Annotated in this window: 11 protein-coding genes, 1 tRNA gene, 1 rRNA gene and 1 pseudogene; 8 read left to right on the forward strand and 6 right to left on the reverse strand. The window is 26.7% G+C overall.

Annotated elements, in window-relative coordinates:
• Positions 1-89 precede the first annotated feature (89 nt).
• From miaB to AUT07_RS02350, 4 genes and pseudogenes are all read left to right on the forward strand, one after another.
• A pseudogene (gene miaB, locus AUT07_RS02335) lies at positions 90-1,439 on the forward strand (tRNA (N6-isopentenyl adenosine(37)-C2)-methylthiotransferase MiaB); the annotation flags it as partial.
• 305 nt (positions 1,440-1,744) lie between these two features.
• Entirely contained in the window at positions 1,745-2,203 is a 459-nt protein-coding gene (gene ybeY, locus AUT07_RS02340) for an rRNA maturation RNase YbeY (RefSeq protein ID WP_066283669.1), read from the forward strand.
• Between the two features lie 79 nt (positions 2,204-2,282).
• Positions 2,283-3,179, forward strand: coding sequence for a CNNM family magnesium/cobalt transport protein CorC (gene corC / locus AUT07_RS02345; protein WP_066283671.1), 897 nt, complete (start codon positions 2,283-2,285; stop codon positions 3,177-3,179).
• A 1,677-nt stretch (positions 3,180-4,856) separates the two neighbouring features.
• Positions 4,857-5,582, forward strand: coding sequence for an amino acid ABC transporter ATP-binding protein (locus AUT07_RS02350; RefSeq protein ID WP_066283673.1), 726 nt, complete (start codon positions 4,857-4,859; stop codon positions 5,580-5,582).
• Between the two features lie 183 nt (positions 5,583-5,765).
• Here AUT07_RS02350 and lipA read toward each other — a convergent pair whose 3' ends face one another.
• From lipA to def, 6 genes are all read right to left on the reverse strand, one after another.
• Positions 5,766-6,731, reverse strand: a complete 966-nt coding sequence (lipA, locus tag AUT07_RS02355) for a lipoyl synthase (RefSeq protein ID WP_066283674.1) — start codon at positions 6,729-6,731, stop codon at positions 5,766-5,768.
• 53 nt (positions 6,732-6,784) lie between these two features.
• Positions 6,785-7,417, reverse strand: a complete 633-nt coding sequence (gene lipB, locus AUT07_RS02360) for a lipoyl(octanoyl) transferase LipB (RefSeq protein ID WP_066283675.1) — start codon at positions 7,415-7,417, stop codon at positions 6,785-6,787.
• Between the two features lie 67 nt (positions 7,418-7,484).
• On the reverse strand, positions 7,485-7,748 hold the full coding sequence (gene ybeD / locus AUT07_RS02365; protein ID WP_066283682.1) for a DUF493 family protein YbeD: 264 nt from the start codon (positions 7,746-7,748) through the stop codon (positions 7,485-7,487).
• A 608-nt stretch (positions 7,749-8,356) separates the two neighbouring features.
• A complete protein-coding gene (gene trkA, locus AUT07_RS02370; RefSeq protein WP_066283688.1) occupies positions 8,357-9,739 on the reverse strand; it encodes a Trk system potassium transporter TrkA in 1,383 nt (460 codons plus the stop codon).
• Positions 9,740-10,185: 446 nt separating this feature from the next.
• On the reverse strand, positions 10,186-11,139 hold the full coding sequence (gene fmt, locus AUT07_RS02375) for a methionyl-tRNA formyltransferase (protein WP_066283691.1): 954 nt from the start codon (positions 11,137-11,139) through the stop codon (positions 10,186-10,188).
• Positions 11,140-11,194: 55 nt separating this feature from the next.
• Positions 11,195-11,704, reverse strand: coding sequence for a peptide deformylase (def, locus tag AUT07_RS02380; protein WP_066283693.1), 510 nt, complete (start codon positions 11,702-11,704; stop codon positions 11,195-11,197).
• A gap of 477 nt (positions 11,705-12,181) precedes the next feature.
• On the opposite strand from def, the gene tsaC reads away from it, so the two are divergent.
• The 4 genes from tsaC (at position 12,182) to AUT07_RS02400 (ending at position 18,011) form a co-directional block, all read left to right on the forward strand.
• Positions 12,182-12,751: an L-threonylcarbamoyladenylate synthase type 1 TsaC gene (gene tsaC, locus AUT07_RS02385; protein ID WP_066283697.1), complete on the forward strand. Its 570-nt coding sequence runs from the start codon at positions 12,182-12,184 to the stop codon at positions 12,749-12,751.
• Between the two features lie 5 nt (positions 12,752-12,756).
• Positions 12,757-13,584, forward strand: a complete 828-nt coding sequence (gene aroE / locus AUT07_RS02390; RefSeq protein WP_066283699.1) for a shikimate dehydrogenase — start codon at positions 12,757-12,759, stop codon at positions 13,582-13,584.
• Between the two features lie 734 nt (positions 13,585-14,318).
• A tRNA-Glu gene (locus AUT07_RS02395) sits at positions 14,319-14,391 on the forward strand.
• Between the two features lie 704 nt (positions 14,392-15,095).
• Positions 15,096-18,011: ribosomal RNA gene (locus tag AUT07_RS02400) — 23S ribosomal RNA — on the forward strand.
• Positions 18,012-18,526: the final 515 nt, after the last annotated feature.

The following is an 18,526-nucleotide window of genomic DNA, read 5'->3' on the forward strand; positions in this document are numbered from 1 at the left end:
TGAATCTTTCAAATATATATTATATAAATATGTAGTAATATTTACTGATAATAAAATTAATTTTACTATTAAAATGGTTGATACATAAAATGTTAATAAAGAAAAAGTTATATATTAAAACTTGGGGTTGTCAGATGAATACTTATGATTCTTCTAAAATAATTGATTTACTCAATAGTACCCATGGATATCAAATAACAGAAATTGTAGAAGAAGCAGATATTTTATTATTAAATACTTGTTCAATTCGTGAAAAAGCACAAGAAAAATTATTTCATCAATTAGGTCGTTGGAAAAAATTAAAAGATATTAATCATAATATTATTATTGCTGTTGGTGGTTGTGTAGCATCACAGGAAGGTAATTCTATTTTTAAACGAGCACCAAGTGTTGATATTATTTTTGGGCCTCAAACTTTACATCGTTTACCAGAAATGATTAATAAATTTAAAAGTAATGGTAATCCAATAATTGATATTACTTTTCCTGAAATTGAAAAATTTGATTATTTACCAGATCCAGTAGCAAAAGGTCCTTCTGCTTATATTTCTATTATGGAAGGTTGTAATAAATATTGTTCATTTTGTATTGTTCCTTATACTAGAGGTGAAGAGATAAGTAGACCATGTGATGAAATTTTATTTGAAATTGTTCAATTAGCTGAACAAGGGGTACGTGAAGTTAATTTATTAGGTCAAAATGTTAATGCATATTGTGGTAAAACTTTTGATGGTGCAAATTGTTCATTTGCCGAGTTGTTACGTTTAGTAGCCGCTATTGATGGTATTAATCGTATTCGATTTACAACTAGTCATCCAATTGATTTTACTGATGATATTATTGATGTTTATGCAGATACACCTGAATTGGTTAATTTTTTACATCTTCCTGTTCAAAGTGGTTCCGATCGAATTTTAAATATGATGAAAAGATCGTATACCATTCTTGAATATAAAAATATTATTCGTAAATTACGTAAAGTACGTCCAGGTATTCTTATTAGTTCAGATTTTATTGTCGGATTTCCTGGTGAAACAGAAAGTGATTTTCACCATACTATGCAATTAATTTATGATATTAATTTTGATATGAGTTTTAGTTTTATTTATTCACCTAGACCTGGTACCCCAGCAGCTTATTTATCTGACAATGTTAGTTATTATGAAAAAAAACAACGTCTTTATATACTTCAGAAACGTATTAATCAACAAGCAATAAATCATAGTGCAGCAATGTTGGGGAGTATTCAACGTATTTTAGTTGAAGGTATTTCACATAAAAATATTATGGAGCTTGCAGGACGAACTGAAAATAATAGATTAGTAGTTTTTGAAGGTACACATAATATGATTGGTAAATTTGTTGATATAGAAATTATTAATGTTTATGCAAATTCTTTACGTGGTAAAATTTTAAGAACTGAGGATGAAATGCAATTAATTAATTAATAATTAGCATTGATACTTAATATTACGTATATTATATATTAAAAACTTATATATAAGCTGATTATTAATATTAATTTTGCAATATTACCATTTCAATAAAAAATTTTTAATGAAAATTTTACTTTTAAAATAATATTATAATTAAAAGTTATTTGACTTAAGATTAATTAATTTTTTAAAAATCAGTTATTATAAAGAATATATGATATGTAGATTATATTATATTACTAATATTAGTAATAAATATGAGTATATATGTGTAATTATTAATCCTTTTTAAAAGGAAATATTTCAATTTGAAATCAGTAGTTCTTGATCTTCAATTAGCTTGTAAGGATTGCAATGGATTACCTAGTAAAATGGTATTCCAATACTGGCTTGAAGTTTGTTTAATAAACTTTCAATTTAAAAATGAAATTACAATTCGTATTGTTGATATACCAGAAATACAATATTTAAATTTAGCATATAGAGGAAAAAATAAACCGACAAATATATTATCTTTTCGATTTGAATCATTATATAATAATAAAATACCATTACTAGGTGATTTAGTAATTTGTCGTCAAATAGTTGAACAAGAAGCTATAGAACAACAAAAAAATATAAATGCTTATTGGGCACATATGGTAATACATGGTTGCCTTCATTTACTTGGTTATAATCATCAGAATGATTTAGAAGCAGAGGTAATGGAAACAATGGAAACTATAATTATAAAAAAATTAGGTTATCCAGATCCTTATAATTATTAAAAATATAATCATAATACTATTTTTATATTAAAAAATGTTATAATGCTCTCAATTACCGAGATCAAATTAATAATACTTCATGAGCGACGACTATCCTATAAATAATGATAATTATCCATCGAAAAAGAGTTTTTTTCAGAGATTTAATGAATTATTTCACAGTGAACCTAAAAATAGGCATGATTTAGTTGAATTAATTCGTGATTTTGAGCAAAAAGATGTTATTGATCCTGATACTAAAGAAATGTTAGAAGGAGTAATAAATATTTCTGACGAACGTGTTCGTGATATCATGATCCCACGTTCTCAGATAGTAACTTTAAAAAAAAATCAATCATTAGATGAATGTCTTAATGTTATTATAGGATCAGCACATTCACGATTTCCAGTAATTAATGAAGACAAAGATAGTATTGAAGGTTTATTAATGGCTAAAGATTTATTACCATTTATGTGTACTGATGCTGAGCCTTTTAATATTGAAAAAATTTTGCGTCCTGTCGTTGTTGTACCTGAAAGTAAACGTGTTGATTTATTATTAAAAGAATTCCGTTCACAACGCTACCATATGGCAATTGTTATTGATGAATTTGGTAATGTTTCAGGATTAGTTACTATAGAAGATATTTTAGAGTTAATAGTTGGTGAAATTGAGGATGAATATGATGATGAGGAAGATAATTATATTCAACAGCTAAGTAAACATACGTTTTCTATACATGGATTAACTCATATCAATACTTTTAATAAAGTATTCAGTACTTCTTTTAAAGATGAAGAAGTAGATACTATTGGTGGTTTAGTGATGCAGGCATTCGGACATTTGCCTGTTAGAGGAGAAGTTATTGCCATTAATGGATATATTTTTAAAATTACTATTGCTGATAGTCGTAAAATTATTCAAGTTCAAGTAACAGTCTCTAATAAAGCACCAATACCTAATATTTTAGAAGAATATAATAATGAAAGTAATTAAATTTCATAAACATGAATAGTTGCAAATTTGCATTGTATTAATTTTTGAAACTTTTAAGATATTATCTTTTTTATCTTTTAATATGTGAATAATAGCTATTTTTTCTTTATTTATTTTGCATTCTGCAATTGCTTATTTTTAATTATTCAAGTGAAAAGTATTTTTGTTAGATTTTTATTAGGAGATAGGTTTATTTAGTAGTTATATTAATTAGATTTATGTGGGTATTACTAATTTTAATAATATGTCATTAATTGTTAATATTTTTAATAGTTTTGTTGATGGTTTATTTATTCTTTTATCCAGGTCTATTTGCTTATTTATTAAATCGATTATTCTTGAAATTAAACATTAAGTATTTTATTTTTGTAACTCCATCAATATGATAATAGTTATGCGTTAAATTTATAATTATAAGATCCTTGGATGAGATTTTATTGTAATCAAACTTGATGTCCAACTCAGAGATATTGCGCTAATATGGTGTTAATATAATAACATTATTATTAGTAGTAAATTAGTAGTTATTTGGTTTTTGCTTATGTGAAGCATTGAATTATTTCTTTAATTACGTTAATAAATTTATTATAATTGCTAATTATAATAAAAAATTATCAATGGTTTACTATTATTAAAGAAAAAAGTACAATTAATCTCTTAGTTTAAGTAGATACTCCATAAAGTTTAAAATAGTACTCAGAATTTTTAGAACAAATAATTACAACTTATTTTAATTTGTCTATTCCTTATTTTAGTAAGGTAAATCTTATTATTTATCTTGAATTGGCAATTATATCAATTAAATTAGATAATAATAATTGGTTAACTAAATTAGATAAATTATTACGATTTAAAAATAATTATTTCATGTATTATTGATACATAATTAAATTAAAAAAGGGTCATTAAATTTTTTAACGGTATTATTGTATTAGGAGATAATATACACCTTATTACTATTCAGATAATAACCGTTATCAAAAGCACCATTTGGTGCCTTTTAGTAAATTTTTATCACTAGATACTATACTTATACCTATTAATACATTATTTAATTTATTAATGCAAACTTTAGTAATGGTGATTATAAGTAAAACAGTTAACTATTAGAAATAGTTAATATAACTGCTACCGTATTTTATGAAATTCTTTTCGGTATTTAAGTGAGAGATGCTTTTAAAGCAAATACTGATTTTTATTAACTATTTCAAATGATGCACGGTTTGGATATTCTATCAGATCATGGCAACTAACTTTAAATATGGCTAGGATATGAGTTCACTTTTGAGCTTGGTAGGCTATTTTGCTTTCTGCTAAAGAAAAAAATAGTATTACAGCAGTGGTTACAGCAAATGGATAAATTAAGTCAAAATTTTCTTAATTTACTCGTTCGATACTAAATACTGAAGTTACAAAAACATCTGGAATTACTCCTTACGCATATTAGAATAATCTATATTATATAGGTATTAATTATATCTTTTATAGTATTAGCATATTTTGTTAAGTCTAATTAGTATTAATTAATATAATATAATTTTTTGAATATTAATATGTTTAATAATGATAAGATTTTATCTTATTTTATTTATATTGAATAAAAATGAAATAAATATTTTTTACTATTAAATATTTTTGATAAAATTAATATTTTATATTTTAAAAGGTTATTTATTAATGATTTCTTTAAAAAATGTTTCTAAATGGTATGGTAAATTTCAAGTACTAGATAATTGTTCAATGGATGTCAGAAAAGGAGAAGTTGTCGTTATTTGTGGTCCATCAGGTTCTGGTAAATCAACATTAATAAAAACAATCAATGGGTTAGAATCTATTCAAAAAGGATCAATACATATTGATAATATACATGTTAATGATAAAAAAATAAATCTAGCTACTTTAAGATCAAAAGTAGGTATGGTATTTCAACATTTTGAATTATTCCCTCATTTATCAATTATTGAAAACTTAACATTAGCACAAATAAAAGTTTTAAATAGAGATAAAAAAACAGCAAATATTACTGCCTTGAAATTGTTAAAAAGAATTGGATTAATTAAACATGCTTATAAATTTCCAGTGCAATTATCTGGTGGGCAACAACAACGCGTTGCTATTATTAGAGCATTATGTATGAATCCTATTGTGATGCTATTTGATGAACCAACTTCCGCATTAGATCCAGAAATGATTAGTGAAGTACTTGATTTTATGATTCAGCTTGCTGATGAAGGAATGACTATGATAGTAGTCACTCATGAAATGGGATTTGCTAAAAAAGTAGCTAATCGTATGATTTTTATCAATGAAGGAAAAATTATTGAAGATAGCAATAAAGATGATTTTTTTATTAAACCAAAATCAGAAAGAGCTAAAGAATTTATTGATAAAATTATACGTTAATTTTTATTAATTTTTTTATTTTAGATTTAGATAGCATCGATTTTTTATTTAAGTTATTGTTTTTTAATATAAAAAATATTTTCAATTAAATAATAAAGCCATTCTAACTGCTATTATTAGTTAGTTAACTGTAATACAATTTAATAGAATTAGTATTCTAAATCTTATAAAAATAAAAAAATATTATTTAATTTCTATTCCTCTAGATTGTAAATCTGCATGATAAGATGAACGAACTAAAGGACCACAAGCTACGTGTGTAAAACCCATTGATATTGCTATTTCTTTTATTTTGTCAAATTCTTGAGGACTTACATAACGTTGTACTGGTAAATGATGTATGCTAGGCTGAAGATATTGTCCTATTGTTATCATACTAACATTATGTTGACGTAAATGACGCATTACTTCTATTATTTCTTCATTAGTTTCTCCCAATCCAACCATTAATCCTGATTTTGTTGGTATTTGAGGATTAATATTTTTGAATTTTGCTAATAGTTGTAATGACCAATTATAATTAGCCCCAGGACGTACTTTATTATACATACGAGAAACATTTTCAATATTATGATTAAAAATATTAGGAGGTGTAGTTGATAAAATTTTTAATGCCAAATCCATACGTCCACGAAAATCAGGCACTAATATTTCTATTTTTATATTTGGATTTTTTTCCCTAATAGCAACAATACTATTAACAAAATGTTGAGCTCCTCCATCACGTAGATCATCACGATCAACTGAGGTAATGACAACGTAATTTAATCCCATATCTTTGATAGTTTTTGCTAATTTTTCTGGTTCATTTTTATCTGGCGGATTAGGTCTTCCGTGAGCAATATCACAGAATGGACAATGACGAGTACAGATAGCACCTAAAATCATGAATGTAGCAGTACCACGATTAAAACATTCTGTGATATTAGGACAAGATGCTTCTTCACAGACTGTATGTAGTCCATTCTTATGTATTGCTGTTTTTATTTTTTTTATTTGCTGAAAATTAGTAGGAAGTTTTATTTTTATCCAATCAGGTTTTGATAAAACTTTAGTATTATCATTAATTATTGTTTTTATAGGAATTCGTTTTATTTTATTAGTATCATTATATTTAATATTATTAGATATTTGAATTAATTTATTCATAATTATACCATTTCATTAGATTTAAGAGATATTATATATTTTATTTTTAAAAATTATTTTTTTATTTTTAAATTTAATAGATTACAAAAATGTTTTATTAATAAATATGCAACATCTTTTTTTTGGATGCCATGAATGAAATCATTTAATTGAGTCATTTGCATACCTGGCAAACCACAAGGATTAATACGCTGAAATGGTGAAAGATCCATATTAATATTTAATGCTAATCCGTGTAATGAGCAACCTTTATGAATGCGTAATCCTAATGAACATATTTTTTTTTGTTTAACATAAACACCTGGGATCTTATTCTGTGAATAAGATATTATGCCAAATTCAAATAAAGTATTAATTACAGTATTTTCTAGTATATTAATTAGTTCTCTTACATTAATTTTATTACGTTTTAAATCTAATAAAATATACATTAATTGCTGACCTGGACCATGATATGTTATTTGTCCACCTCGATCAGATTGTATTACAGGAATATCTCCTGGATTAATTAGATGTTCTTTTTTTCCATTTTGACCTTGTGTAAAAACAGGATAATGTTCTACTAACCAAAGCTCATCAAGTGTATTTGTGTTACGGATTTTAGTAAACTTATGCATTGCATCATAAATAGATTGGTAAATACATATTCCAAACTGTCGTAATATAATATTATTTTTGACAATCATTATTTACCTCTAAATTTATTATATATAAGTACACTTATTATAGTATTATTTTTAATAATAAATTATTTTATAACACAATACGAACTAATTCTAGCTTAGCAAATTCTTCATATAAAATTTCTATTTGTTGAATATTGATTGCTGTTATAGTAATTGAAACTGAATAAAAATTATTTTTTTTGCTACTTTTAATAGATGATGTATATTCATTAGAAATATATGTTTGAATGATTTGAATAATTTGTTCATGTAATTTAATATTAGCAATTCCAATAATTTTATAAGTAAATAGACAAGGAAATTGTAATAATTCATGTAGTTTTGTTTTCATAATTTATTCTTTAATATTAATTAACATTAATCTGCTAAAGTTTTTATAAAGTTAAATATTGTTTTATAATTTGCTATAATTTATACTAAGAATAGTTTTATTATTAAACCGTAGTTTTTAATATTTAATTCAGTTTTAACGTTATTTTGTTAATCAATGGGTTTATTTTTTTTAATTAACTAAATTAGTTATTAAAGTAATAATGATTAATAAATATTATAAATGATATCCAGATCTAATTTATTTTTTTATTTTTCATTTTTATGAAAAATAATTTATTTTAGAAAAATTATTTTAAATTAATTTTATATTTTATAACAATAAATAATTTTTAATTTATTATTTATAATATCATCATATATATAACATATATAAATATTATTTATAAATTTTATTTCAATGGCAAGTATATTAAAGATATATTTATAGAAAAATTATTAATTATAAATATTTATATAATTAAAAATAAAAAATATAAAGAGCAAAGTTAAGATTTATAATTTTGTATTCTAATTCAGAACTAATATTGTTAAGTTACATGTCAATTTATTAAATATAAAAAATAAAATCGTTAAGTAAGATCATATGTAATTAGTTATGTCATTTTTTTATAAAAAAAATGGACTAGGTTGAAAAATTTTTTCTACCTCAGGAACATATTTTTTATCAGTTATAAACATAATAATGTGATCGTTTTGTTCTATAATATGGTTATTATTTGCGATGATAACTTTATCTTTACGAACAATAGCCCCAATAATTGTACCTGGAGGTAGTTTTATATCTGAAATTTTTTTACCAACAACTTTAGATGTATTTTTATCGCCATGAACAATAGCCTCTATTGCTTCAGCTACCCCATTACGTAAACGTAATGATGAAACATTTATTATATCCGCTTTACGAACATGTCCTAGTAAAGCAGAAATTGTTGCTTGCTGAGGTGATATAGCAATATCAATAACTCCACCTTGTACCAGATCAACATAAGCAGTCCGTTGAATAAGAACCATAACTTTTTTTGCACCCATTTTTTTAGCAAGCATTGCTGACATAATATTGGCTTCATCATCATTAGTTAATGCTATAAAAACATCTGTTTGTTCAATGTGCTCTTCAGCTAATAATTCTTGATCTGAAGCATCACCATAAAATACGATAGTATCGTATAATAATTTTGCTAATTCTATAGCTCTTTCTTGATTACGTTCTATTAATTTTACATTATAATATTTTTCTATTTGTTTTGCTAAACCTGCACCTACATTACCTCCACCTACTATCATGATGCGTTTGTATGGTTTTTCAAGACGTTGTAGTTCACTCATTGTAGCACGAATATGTTCAGTAGCTACAATAAAAAAGATTTCATCACCTGCTTTAATAATAGTTGATCCTTGTGGTTTTATTGGTTTATCTTGTCGAAATATTGCGGCTATTCTTGTATCAATATTAGGTAAGTGTTCGTGTAAATTTGAAAGAGAATTACCTATTAATGAACCACCATAATAAGCTTGTGCTGCTACAATACTTACTTTACCACTTGCAAAATTTACCACCTGAAGAGCACCAGGATATTGAATTAGTTTATAAATATAATCAATTAGAAGTTGTTCTGGTGAAATAAGATAATCGATTGGTATGTGATCATAAGTAAATAGTTTTTCAGTTTCTTTTATGTATTCAGATGCACGTATTCTAGCAATTTTATTTGGTGTGTTAAAAAGGGAATACGCTATTTGGCATGCAATCATATTTGTTTCATCTGAATTTGTTACTGCTACTAACATATCAGCATCATCAGCTCCAGCTTCTCTTAGAATTTTTGGATAAGATCCATGACCTATAACCACTCTTAGATCGAATTTATCTTGTAAATGGCGTAGACGTTCACTATTAATATCTATTATTGTTATGTCATTATTTTCATGTGCTAAATTTTCTGCAAGTGTTCCACCAACTTGTCCTGCTCCTAGTATGATAATTTTCATTATATTTTATCTCATTGCCAGATTGCATATTTATTACAAATATTAGTGGTAGTTTTTACTGAAAAATATAGAAATTATTTTTTCTATATTTTATCTTAATAGTTTTAGTATATTACCTTATTAGTATTTAAAGATTTTTCTAAATAATAACAATATACTCTGTATTATTGTTTTTAATAATCTAATTATCTTTATAAAAAAGATAATTAATGCATAGATTAATATAATATTATTTTAATATATATATCTATTTGTTTTTTTTAAATATTTTTATAAACTAAATCATATTTTTTAATTGATATTATGTAATTTTATTTTTATTAAAAATATCTAATTTTATATTTAAATTTATATTTTTATAATTAATATACCTTACAAATTAGAATAATTTCCTAAATTTATTTAGTTAATATTTTTTGATATATTATTTTATCATATAAGGATAATTAACTTATTTGTTTACCAACAGTAAAATACTTATGGTTATTATTTATGAAATCACAAACTGATAATATTCTCTTATTAGCTTCTTGTATTTTTAATATATTTAAAATACCTTTTCCAGTTGATACTTTAATACCTGTTTTGTCTGAACTTAAAATTATGCCTGGCAATAAGTTAATTTCATGATTAATAACTTCAGCATCCCATATCTTAATAAGCTTTCCATTTTTAATAAAATAACTAATTGGCCAAGGATTAAATGCTCTTATACATCGTTCAATTTGTTTAGCTGAAAGTGCCCAATTGATTAATGCTTCATTTTTAGTTACTTTCTTAGCATAAGTAGCAAAATTATGATTTTGTTTTTTTTGTTTTGCTTTTCCTGAAATTAGTAAATCTAGAGTATATAAAAGTGCATTTGGTCCAAGTTTTAGAAGTTTTTGTTGTAATATTTCGCTAGTATCTTTTATTTCGATAGGACAATTTATTTGATGGAGTATATCTCCAGTATCTATACCTGTATCCATTTTAATAATAGTTATACCTATTTCTTTATCACCAGCTAAAATAGATCTTTGAATTGGTGCTGCACCTCTCCATCTAGGTAATAATGATCCATGAACATTTAAACTACCCATAGGGAATATATTTAATATATTTTCAGGTATAATTAAACCATATGCAACAACAATCATGATATCCGCTTTTTTATTTTTAATCCAATTTTGAATGTCATCTGTTATCATAGTTATTGGTTGTAATATAGGTATATTTGCTTTTTTTGCTAAAATTTTTACAGGATTTGATATTATTTTTTTTCCTCTTCCATAGGGCTTATCAGATTTTGTTAAAACACCAACAATTTGGTATTTATTTTTCACATTAAGTAAAAATTTTAAATGTTGCGCAGCGAAATCAGGAGTTCCAGCAAAAATAATTTTAATATAGTTATGCATATATAAATATCATATATAAATGTTTTTATATAATATATAATAAATTATTATTTTTTTAAAATTTAAATTTTGAGAGATTTAGATTTTTAATTTTATGCTTGATCCGTTGACGTTTTAGCAAAGATAGATAATCAATAAATAATTTACCATTTAAATGATCTATTTCATGTTGGATACATACAGATAATATATTATTTGTTTCTATTTCAAATTGTTTACCATTTATATCCGATGCTTGGATTTTAATCCACTTAGCCCGTGGTATAAATGCTTTTTCATTTGGTATAGATAAACAACCTTCTTCAATTTTTATAACACCATATATTTTTAGAATAATTGGATTGATGAATACCATTTTTTCTGAATAAGTTTCAGATATATCTATAACAATAATTCTTTGATGTATATTAACTTGTGTAGCTGCCAAGCCTATACCTTTTTTTTCATACATAGTTTCAAACATATCATGTACTATACGTTTAATTTTTGTATCAAATATTTTAACAGGTTCTGCAATTTTGCGAAGCCGTTCATCTGGATGATGTAATATATTTAATATTGACATATTTAAAGTTGTATTCGAAATTAAAATTTATCTTAAAGTTTATTTCAAACATTTATTTTTTATTGTACTATTTTAAATTTATTATTTTTATAAAATTATTTTCTAATAATTAGAATACATCATTTACTATTTATATTTGTAAATAATTAAAATTATCATAAGTTATTTTTAACATAAATAGTTTATAGTTGTATAAAAAATAATATTTTTTATTTTAAGTATTTATATACAAACATTATTTGTTCATAATATATTATAATGATTATAAAAATAAAATAATAAATAAAATTAATAATTGATCATAATATTTATTATGTAAAGTTATAAGAATAATTATTATTTATTAACTTGCATAAGTTTTTATTTTTTTAGTAAAAATTAATTTTTGTGTTTTACAGTTTTTTTAATAAACATTAATTTGATAAAAGTAAAAGTTAAATTTATTTAATAAGTTAAAAATATATGAACTATAAAATCATGGCCAATAAAAAAAAATTTTCATTTTATTCAGTTATTACAGCATTACATGAAGGGCAAATTATAGCATATCCAACAGAAGCTGTTTTTGGTTTAGGTTGTGATCCTGATAACAGACAAGCAATTCAGAAATTATTTTCATTAAAACAACGTTCTTGGAAAAAAGGATTAATTTTAATAGCGTGTGATTATAAACAATTAATGCCTTATATTGATATTAATAAATTAACTAGTTTTCAAAAAAGCATAATTTTTTCTAACGAAATGGAATTCATAACTTGGGTAGTACCAGCTAAAAAAAATATACCTGAATGGTTAACAGGAAAATTTAATTCTATTGCCATCCGTATTACCCAGTTTGATTTAGTTAAAAAAATATGTTGTTTATATGGTAAACCATTGATTTCTACTAGTGCTAATATAAATGGATTAGAACCGTGTAAAACAAAAGAAGAAGTTATGACTATTTTTAGTAATCAAGTGTTTATTGTAGATGGTTTTGTTGGAAGATTCAATAATCCATCTAAAATTATAGATATTAAAACAGGTTATTTATATAGAAGGGGTTAATAAAAATGGAAGAATTTGCATTATTTGGAAATCCAGTTATGCATAGTAAATCCCCACTTGTTCATAAAATATTTTCTGAGCAAACATGTATTAAATACAATTACAAAACAATATTAACATCATTAGATGAATTCAAGAAAAAATTAGATCATTTTTTTTATTTTGGTGGAAAGGGGGCAAATATTACTTCGCCATTTAAAGAAATAGCGTATCATAATGTTGATTGTTTAACTAAATATGCTCAATTATGTGGTTCAGTTAATACTATAAAAAAATTAGATAGGTTTAGATTATTAGGTTCTAATACTGATGGAATTGGTTTAATTTTAGATCTTAAACGTTTAGGATTTATTAAACAAGGAATGCATGTATTAATAATTGGAGCTGGAGGGGCAGCCAGAGGGGCTATAGTTCCTATTTTAAACTATAATTGTCGGATAACGATTACAAATAGAACGTTTAGTAAAGCAAATGAATTAGCACAGAAATTTTCTTTATTAGGAAATATTCAAGCATCATATATTAATTATATTAATTCTCCTGAATATGATTTAATTATAAATGCTACATCTTCTTGTATTGTTGATGAAGCTCCTGTTATTTCATTAAATATATTTAATAAAAATGTATTTTGTTATGATATGTTTTATCTTATAAATGAAACACCTTTTTTAAGATTAGCTCAAAATAATGGAGTCTTAAAATATGCAAATGGGATTGGCATGTTAGTAGGTCAAGCTGCTTTTTCTTTTAAATTATGGTTTGGCATATTACCAAATATTATAAATGTATTAAAGCAATTAAATTTATTTTATACTCACTCTGAGTATTAAAAATATTTAAATTAGATTAAAGCATATATATAAATTGATATTTAGTATTTTTAGTATTTACATTATAATATAAAATTTAGTATTCTCATCAAAATAGTATTTTGATGAGAATTAATGTATATTTATTTAGTAAGAACTATTTATTTTAAAATTGATTTATTATAGATAAATTATTACTTATTAAGTATACTTGTGATGTCATTAAGTATACTTTGGATTTCTTAGAAATTATAAAATTGGTTACAATTTACTAGTTTTTATTTATTTTAGAATTAAGTTAAACATCAACATTAGTAATATTTTTTACTTTTATTTATATTAGGAACTAAATTCGTTAGTGCAGTTATTATTCTAACTTTTAAAATATATATTAATAGATAAGTTTATTTAAAATAGGATATATATAATTATAAAATAGGATATATATAATTATTTTATTTTTAATACAGCATTTTAATTATGTATAAAAATGAAATAAATCTTTTTATGTTAATGCTAAGGTAATTTTAATGAAATTTTATTAATGATATATTATAATTTAAATTATTAATAAATATAAAACAAAAATAATTCATATTATTTTAAAAATAAAAGTTAAAGTTAATTTATATAACTTTATGTATCTATAATTAATTAATATAATTATAATTAAAAATTACTTAACTTTAGTTGAATCATTTTATAAAATGACAGTTTACCTAACTATAATTATTGAGTAGTTATAAAAAACTACTGTCCCCTTCGTCTAGAGGACTAGGACATCGCCCTTTCACGGCGGCAACAGGGGTTCAAATCCCCTAGGGGACGTTGTATTTATAGATTTATATATTTTATTAGTATGCATTATTTAATTAAAAGATAAAATTAATTTTACTGAACAAGTTTTAATATATTTTATAACATTTTATATTATGTTATAATAACATTATTGAAATTAAAAAATTACAATTTTTTAATAATGAAAATATAACTCATATAATAAGAAATATTTTAATTAAAATTTAATACCTAGTAGGTTATTACTACATAAAGTAGTAAAGAAAATTTATGTATGTAGTAAAAAATTACTATTTATATGTATATTTCTAAATTAAAATTTTCCAAAAATAAGATTGACATTAGAACGAGATTTATATTAGTATTAATATAAAGTTAAAATCTTATTTCAGGAAATGTGCTATTAAAATATTTAATAGTTAATGTAATGATTGGTAAACTATTATGTTTACGATAATTATGTTGTTTTATAACTAAAATTTAAATATCATTCAGTATATGTATATACTTATAAAGATTAATGATCTTTATAAGATATTGTTCTTTAACAAAATGGAAATAGAATATAATTTTCACGTTTAATTTATTTTAATTTAAATTGCCTATTTTATTAGATTAATAATCTTTAAATTATCTATTATTTTTTTATAGTTAATATTATTTCAATATGATTTAATAATCAATTCTAAAATTTTAACAATTATTTAAATATATAAAACATTTTTGGGTTGTTAGGTTAAGCAAAATAAGCGTATACGGTGGATGCCTAGGCAGTCATAGGCGATGAAGGACGTGCTAATCTGCGAAAAGCGTCGGTAAGTTGATATGAAGCTTTAAAAGCCGGCGATATCCGAATAGGGAAACCTAATGCAATAAAATGCATTATCGTTTAATAAATACATAGTTAAACGAAGCAAACCAGGGGAACTGAAACATCTAAGTACCCTGAGGAAAAGAAATCAAATAGAGATTCCCTTAGTAGTGGTGAGCGAAAAGGGATCAGCCCAGAGTCAGCATCAATATTAACTTTAGGAGAAGGGTCTGAAAAGTCCCACAATAAAGGGTGATAGTCCCGTATCTAAAAAAGCTATTATTGTGAACTCGAAGAGTAGGACGGGACACGTGTTATCCTGTTTGAATATAGGGGGACCATCCTCTAAGGCTAAATACTAATGACTGACCGATAGTGAATCAGTACCGTGAGGGAAAGGTGAAAAGAACCCCGGCTAGGGGAGTGAAATAGATCCTGAAACCGTATACGTACAAGCAGTAGGAGCATCTTTATTTAGAGATGTGACTGCGTACCTTTTGTATAATGGGTCAGCGACTTATATTCTGTAGCAAGGTTAACTTTTTTAGGGAGCCGTAGGGAAACCGAGTCTTAACTGGGCGTTAAGTTGCAGAGTGTAGACCCGAAACCCGGTGATCTAGCCATGAACAGGTTGAAGGTTGGGTAACACTAATTGGAGGACCGAACCGACTAATGTTGAAAAATTAGCGGATGATTTGTGGCTAGGGGTGAAAGGCCAATCAAACCGGGAGATAGCTGGTTCTCCTCGAAAGCTATTTAGGTAGCGCCTCGTGAATCATCTTTTGGGGTAGAGCACTGTTTCGGTTAGGGGGTCATCCAGACTTGCCAAACCGATGCAAACTACGAATACTAAAGAATGTTATTACGGGAGACACACTACGGGTGCTAACGTCCGTAGTGAAAAGGGAAACAACCCAGACCACCAGCTAAGGTCCCTAAATCATGGTTAAGTGGGAAACGAAGTAGGATGGCTTAGACAGCCAGGATGTTGGCTTAGAAGCAGCCATCATTTAAAGAAAGCGTAATAGCTCACTGGTCGAGCTGGCCTGCGCGGAAAATGTAACGGGGCTAAACCATGTACCGAAGCTGTGGCAGTAAAATATTATTTTTTGCTGGGTAGAGGAGCGTTCTGTAAGCCGTCGAAGGTATATTGAAAAATATATTGGAGGTATCAGAAGTGCGAATGCTGACATAAGTAACGATAAAGCGGGTGAAAAACCCGCTCGCCGAAAAACTAAGGGTTCCTGTCCAACGTTAATCGGGGCAGGGTAAGTCGATTCCTAAGGTGAGGCTGAAAAGCGTAATCGATGGGAAACGGGTTAATATTCCCGTACTAATAATTAACTGCGAAGTGGGGACGAAGAAGGCTAGGCTATCCGGGTGCCGGATGTCCCGGTTTAAGCGTGTAGGTTGGTAATGCAGGCAAATCCACATTACTATTATACTAAGGCGTTATGACGAATCATTAAGGTGATGAAGTAGTTGATGCCAAGCTTCCAAGAAAAGCCTCTAAGCTATAGGTAATTATTAATCGTACCCGAAACCGACACAGGTAGTTAGGTAGAGAATACTAAGGCGCTTGAGAGAACTCGGGTGAAGGAACTAGGCAAAATAGTGCCGTAACTTCGGGAGAAGGCACGCTGATTTAAGTAATGAAATTATACTTTCAAAGCTAAAGTCAGTCGCAGAGACCAGCTGGCTGCAACTGTTTATTAAAAACACAGCACTGTGCAAACACGAAAGTGGACGTATACGGTGTGACGCCTGCCCGGTGCTGGAAGGTTAATTGATAGGGTAAGCCATTTTAGGCAAAGCCCTTGATCGAAGCCCCAGTAAACGGCGGCCGTAACTATAACGGTCCTAAGGTAGCGAAATTCCTTGTCGGGTAAGTTCCGACCTGCACGAATGGCGTAATGATGGCCAGGCTGTCTCCACCCGAGACTCAGTGAAATTGAATTCGCTGTGAAGATGCAGTGTACCCGCGACAAGACGGAAAGACCCCGTGAACCTTTACTATAGCTTGACACTGAAGATTGAACATTAATGTGTAGGATAGGTGGGAGGCTATGAGATTTAGACGCTAGTCTAAATGGAGCCAATGTTGAAATACCACCCTTTAATGTTTGGTATTCTAACTTAAACCCGTAATCCGGGTTAAGGACAGTTTCTGGTGGGTAGTTTGACTGGGGCGGTCTCCTCCTAAAGAGTAACGGAGGAGCACAAAGGTTGGCTAATCACGGTCGGATATCGTGAGTTTAGTGCAAAGGCATAAGCCAGCTTAACTGCGAGCGTGACGGCGCGAGCAGATACGAAAGTAGGTCTTAGTGATCCGGTGGTTCTGAATGGAAGGGCCATCGCTCAACGGATAAAAGGTACTCCGGGGATAACAGGCTAATACCGCCCAAGAGTTCATATCGACGGCGGTGTTTGGCACCTCGATGTCGGCTCATCACATCCTGGGGTTGTAGTAGGTCCCAAGGGTATGGCTGTTCGCCATTTAAAGTGGTACGCGAGCTGGGTTTAGAACGTCGTGAGACAGTTCGGTCCCTATCTGTCGTGGGCGTAGGAAGATTGAGAGGAGCTGCTCCTAGTACGAGAGGACCGGAGTGGACGCACCTCTGGTATGCAGATTGTCATGCCAATGGCATTGTCTGGTAGCTAAGTGCGGAAAAGATAACCGCTGAAAGCATCTAAGCGGGAAGCTTGCCTCAAGATGAGTCTTCCCTGACAAAAAATGTCCTATAAGGGGTGTTCAAGACTAGAACGTAGATAGGCTGGGTGTGTAAGCATAGTAATATGTTGAGCTAACCAGTACTAATGACCCGAGAGGCTTAACTTAACAACACCAAAAATGTTTTATTTAAAGCTTGTACATAATAAGCTACTTATTAAAGTATTTTTTAAATATATTTAGTAAAGTACATCATCTAGATAATCTTTTAGATAATAGATAACCAAGTACACTGGTTATCTATTTGATAATTAATAATGATAAAACAGTGCGTATTGTTTTGTTCTTATTGCTTCTATAAAAATTACTTTTATTATTTTAAGATGATTTGAATCTTTAAGATTCTTTTATATTTACTTTTATGTTAATTATTATATTTACTTTAAAAATTAAGTATTTTGATATTTAGGACTTAATAAGTAAGAGATATTTAAGTAATTTAATTCATTTTATAATTGTATTTATTTATGTAAATTCATTACATAAAGCTATTACTATTTGTCAAATATTATTTAGATAAATATATATTATTTTATTTCTTTAATTTTATTACTTTAATATAAAAATATTATTAGTTAGAATAACTAGAATTCATTTTAAAAAGAAATGTAATTATAATTATT

The organism is Candidatus Arsenophonus lipoptenae, from assembly GCF_001534665.1.
Taxonomy (GTDB): Bacteria; Pseudomonadota; Gammaproteobacteria; order Enterobacterales; family Enterobacteriaceae; genus Arsenophonus; species Arsenophonus lipoptenae.